The 4,295-nt window shown below is 78.2% G+C and carries 2 protein-coding genes; both read right to left on the bottom strand.

Annotated elements, in window-relative coordinates:
* Window positions 1-1,477: FtsK/SpoIIIE domain-containing protein (locus GQS09_RS30105; RefSeq protein ID WP_313896370.1), on the bottom strand; the 1,477-nt coding region annotated here is incomplete at its 3' end.
* The gene (locus tag GQS09_RS30100) at window positions 1,444-4,038 is read right to left on the bottom strand and encodes an FtsK/SpoIIIE domain-containing protein (RefSeq protein WP_313896369.1); all 2,595 of its coding nucleotides are present in this window, start codon (window positions 4,036-4,038) and stop codon (window positions 1,444-1,446) included. The genes GQS09_RS30100 and GQS09_RS30105, both read right to left, overlap by 34 nt.
* Window positions 4,039-4,295: the final 257 nt, after the last annotated feature.

Genomic DNA, 4,295 nt, shown 5'->3' with positions numbered 1-4,295 from the left:
CGGGACCCCGCTCCCCCGGCGGGTCCCCGGGACCGCCCTCCCGGCCGGCGGTGCCGCCGGCCGGCGCGGGGACGGGCAGCAGGGCGATCTGCACCTCCACGCCGCTCGGCGCGTGCCAGCCGCGGCCCGGCGGGATACGGGCCGGCACCTGGCCGCGTGTCATCCCGGCGAGCTGGTAGTCGCCGCGGTCCGACTGCCGCAGCACCAGCCGCCGGTCGTTGTGGGCGGCGAGCCGGCCGCCCAGCAGCAGCCGCTCGGAGGTGGCGACGACGTGGACGCCCGCCGCGACGCCCTCCCGCAGCAGCCGCACCACCTCGGCGTAGAGCCGGCCGCCGTCGTAGTCGTCGAGCATCGCGCTGAGCGCGTCCCAGCCGTCGATGAGGAGCAGCAGGTGCGCGGGGCGTTCGGCGGGCGGCAGGGCGGCCCGCAGTTCGCCGAGGGCGGCACAGCCGCGGGCGGCCATCCGCCGCTGCCGTTCGGTGAGTTCCGCGGAGAGCCGGGTCAGCAGCCGCTCCAGGCGCTCGGTGTCGTGCCGGGAGACCACCGCGCCGCAGTGCGGCAGCGATTCCAGCGGCAGCAGGCCGCCGCCGGCCGCGTCGATCGCGTGGATGTGGAGATCGGCGCAGGAGATCTCCCGGGCGGCGGATCCGGCGAGGGTGCGCAGCACCTGGGTGCGGCCCGAGCGCGGGGCGCCGATCACGTACAGGTGCCCGAAGCTGTCGAAGTCCAGGGTGGCGAGCCGCCGGTCCTGGAACTCGGGCAGGTCGATCAGGCCGTAGGGCACCGGCGGCAGCGAGCCGGGGCGGGGCGGCGGCGCGGCCGGCAGTGCGTCCAGCGGGAGCACCTCCTCCAGCGGCGGCAGCCAGGGACTGGGCTGCGGCGGGCAGTCCGGCAGCATCGCCGCCGCCTCCCGCACGGCGGCGACCAGGACCCGCAGGTCGGTCGGCGGGTCGTCGTCCGCCGCGGTGCCGCCGCCGGCCGGTGCGCCGGCTTCCGCGGGGCCGTCCGGACCGCCGGGGCCGTCGGAATCGCCGGGGCCGTCGGGGAAGCGGAAGGTGGCGGGCCGGCCCAGGCCCTGCCAGGTCAGGGGGACGCTGCGGACCGGCCGCACGGTGCCGGGCGGTGCGCCGCCGGCCGCGCCCTCCGCGACGGGCCCGCCGTCCGGGGCTCCGGGGGCCGGCCTTTCCCCGCCCGCCCAGGCCGACTGGAACGGCACCGGTGCCGCCGAGCCGGACCGCACCAGGGCGCGGCCGGGCGTCGCCGGCGAGATGTTCACCGCGTCGGGGGCGTCGATGATGTCCTGGCTCTCCGAGCGGTCGGTGACCCGCAGGGAGATCCGCAAGTTGGTGTTGGCCTTGATCTCGGTGCTGACGGAGCCGCCCGGCCGCTGGGTGGCGAGCACCAGGTGCAGGCCGAGGGACCGGCCGCGCTGCGCCAGTCCGATCAGGCCCGGCACGAAGGAGGGCAGTTCCCGCACCAGGGTNCGATCAGGCCCGGCACGAAGGAGGGCAGTTCCCGCACCAGGGTGGCGAACTCGTCGATGACGATGAGCAGCCGGGGCAGTGCGGGCAGTCGCGGGTCGCGCGCCCGCCGGGCCCGGTACTCGGCGTGGTCCTTGGCCTCGGCGTCCGCCAGCACCCGCTCCCGGCGGCGGAGTTCGGCGCCGAGCGAGGCGAGCGCCCGCTCGACCAGATGCCCGTCCAGATCGGTGATCATGCCCAGGGTGTGGGGCAGCCCCGCGCACTCCCGGAAGGCGCTGCCGCCCTTGTAGTCGACGAGCACGAAGGTGAGTTCGTCCGGCCGGTTGGCGGCGGCGAGTGAGGCGATCATGGTCTGGAGGAGTTCGGACTTGCCGGCGCCGGTGGTGCCGCCCACCAGGCCGTGCGGGCCGTCCCGCACCAGGTCCAGGCGGAGCGGGCCCTCGTAGCCGGTGCCGAGCACGAAGGAGGTGTCCGCCGGGCGGCGGCGCCAGGCGCGGACCAGGGCCTGCGCGTCGGGCGGCTCCTGCCCGATCAGCGGCAGCAGCCGCACCTCGGCCGGCAGGCCCGGCTCGCCGTCGGTGGTGACGTCCCGGACCGGTGCCAGGGCGCGGGCCACCTCCTCGCACCACGCGGGCGTGACCAGATCGGCCCGGATGCCCTCGACGGCGGGCGCGCCGGTGACCCGTGCGGTGATCCGGCCGCCGGCGGCGGTCAGCACGGCGGTGCACTCCTCGGGCAGCAGCCGCTCGCTCTCGTCCAGGCAGAGGCTGAAGATCCGCACCGCGGGTCCGGTGGTGAGGATCTCCACCACGCCGGGCACGTCGCGCAGCCGGCGGGCGCCGTCCAGGATCACCAGCACGTCCGGTTCCCGGTGCAGCGCGGCGCCCATCGCGGAGGAGCGGGACGCGGTGCGGGCCTTGATGCCGGCCAGCAGCTCGCTGACGCGGTGGGCGGTGGACTCCGGGTCGTTGCCCACCTGCACCGCCGGCCCGCCGGACGCGCCCCGGCCCCCGGCGGGCCGGACGCCGGTCCGCAGGTGTGGCAGCCAGTGCAGCCAGCCCCAGTCGCCGGCATGCCCGTCCGAGGTCAGCACGACGATGCGCAGATCGCGCGGGCTGTGCAGGACCGCGCTCTGGGCGACGGCCCAGCGGGCGACGGCGCGGTGGGTGTCGTCGGGCCCGGTGAGGCCGGCGACCCCGCACTCGGCCAGCTCCAGCGCCCAGGGCACGTCGGCCAGCCGCCAGTGCACCTGCTGGTGGTTGCTCTCCCGCGCCTGGTCGTTGATGCGCTTCAGGGAGGGGCGGGTCAGGGTGCCCAGCCGGATCGCGAGATGGTCGGGGTCGTGGCGGCGGCGCTGCCACAGCAGCCGGCCGGGGCCGGCCGCGGTGAGCAGCACGGTCGCCGGGTCGGGGAAGGTGAGGTTGCGCAGCCGCCGCTCCTCGACCGTGGCCTGGCGCATCTCCCGCTCCAGCGCGGCACGGCGCAGCCGGAAGACGCGCAGTGCCTCGGCGTGCGCGCGGCGCCCGCTGCGCCGGCCGGTGACCCAGTTGCCGAGCGCCATCAGCGGGGTGAAGAAGATGAAGACCAGGAAGTAGAAGCTGCGGAACAGGCTGATCATGATCATTCCCATGACCAGCGGGGCCATCACCATCATCAGCGGGAACGCCCGGCCGCGGTGACGGGCGGGCGGGCCGGGCATGCGCAGCGACTCGGCGTCCAGGTGCGGTGCGATGCGCGGGGGCCGGTTGTACTCCAGGGCGGTGCCGTCGGCCGAGGGGGTGACGGCGGCGTCCGGTTCGCTGGGCGGGCCGAACCGCAGCAGGTGGTCGCCGAGGGCCAGATCGGCGTACGGCGGCCAGGGCTCGGAGCCGTCGTCCGGCGGCGGCAGGTGGCCGGCCGGCGGCAGCGGGGGGCGCACCGGCAGGCCGTCGGGGCCGGGCGCGGCGGGCTCGGGGGTGTGGCCGCCGGGACCGCCGTCCACCGGGCCGGCGGGCTCCTCGTCGGTGAGCGGGGTGCCGGTCTCCGGGTCCACCGGGGGCGGCGGGGTGAGGCTGCGCAGGCCGCAGCGGGCGGGGTCGGCGTCCTCGGGCAGCCGGTGGGTGACGGTGCCGTCGGTGCGGACGGTGATCCACACGCCCGAGGCCGGTGCGCCGCCGCCGGTCAGGCGCAGCGCGCAGCCGCGGTCGGTGCCCGCCTCGTGGCAGCCGGGGCCGAGCCGCCAGACCGTGCCGGAGCCGGGTCCGGAGACGTGCCGGATCTCCACCAGCGCCGGGTCCGACGGGGGCGGCGACCAGGCGGGGGCCGGCGCGGAGGACGGGACGGGGGCGCCGAGGCCGAGCAGGGTGCCCTCGCGGATGCCGCTTCCGGCGACGCGGAGGCCGGGGTGCAGCGGGCGGTCGCCGAGGTAGAGCGCGGGCGGCGGCGCCGGGGCCGGGGTGTCCTCGCCGCCGCCGGTCAGCGCGGCGGCGAGGGCGGCGACGGTGGCACCGGGCGCCACCTCCACCAGGTGATCCGTCCGCCGACCCTGCGGGTCGGCGGTGGTCAGGGTCAGCTCCACGGGAGTCTCCGGCGGATGGTTCGGGCGGGCACGGAGCGGGGCCGGGGCCCGCGGGGCGGTGGCGGCGGGGCAGGGGGCGGGCCCGGGTCCGGTGGCGCGCTCATCCGGCTTCCGGGCGGCGTGCGCTGCGGCCCGGAGGCCGGCCCGCCTCCTCGGCGGCGTCCCCGGCGGCGTCCGGGCGGGCGGGGGCGGCCGCCGCACCGGCGCGTACGCTGCGCGCCGCCCAGTCCTCCGCGGCGGGCTCGTCCGGTACGTCC

The sequence above is a fragment of the Streptomyces sp. YIM 98790 genome (assembly GCF_011421595.1).
Lineage (GTDB): Bacteria > Actinomycetota > Actinomycetes > Streptomycetales > Streptomycetaceae > Streptomyces.
This window is presented reverse-complemented; position numbering and strand designations above follow the sequence as displayed.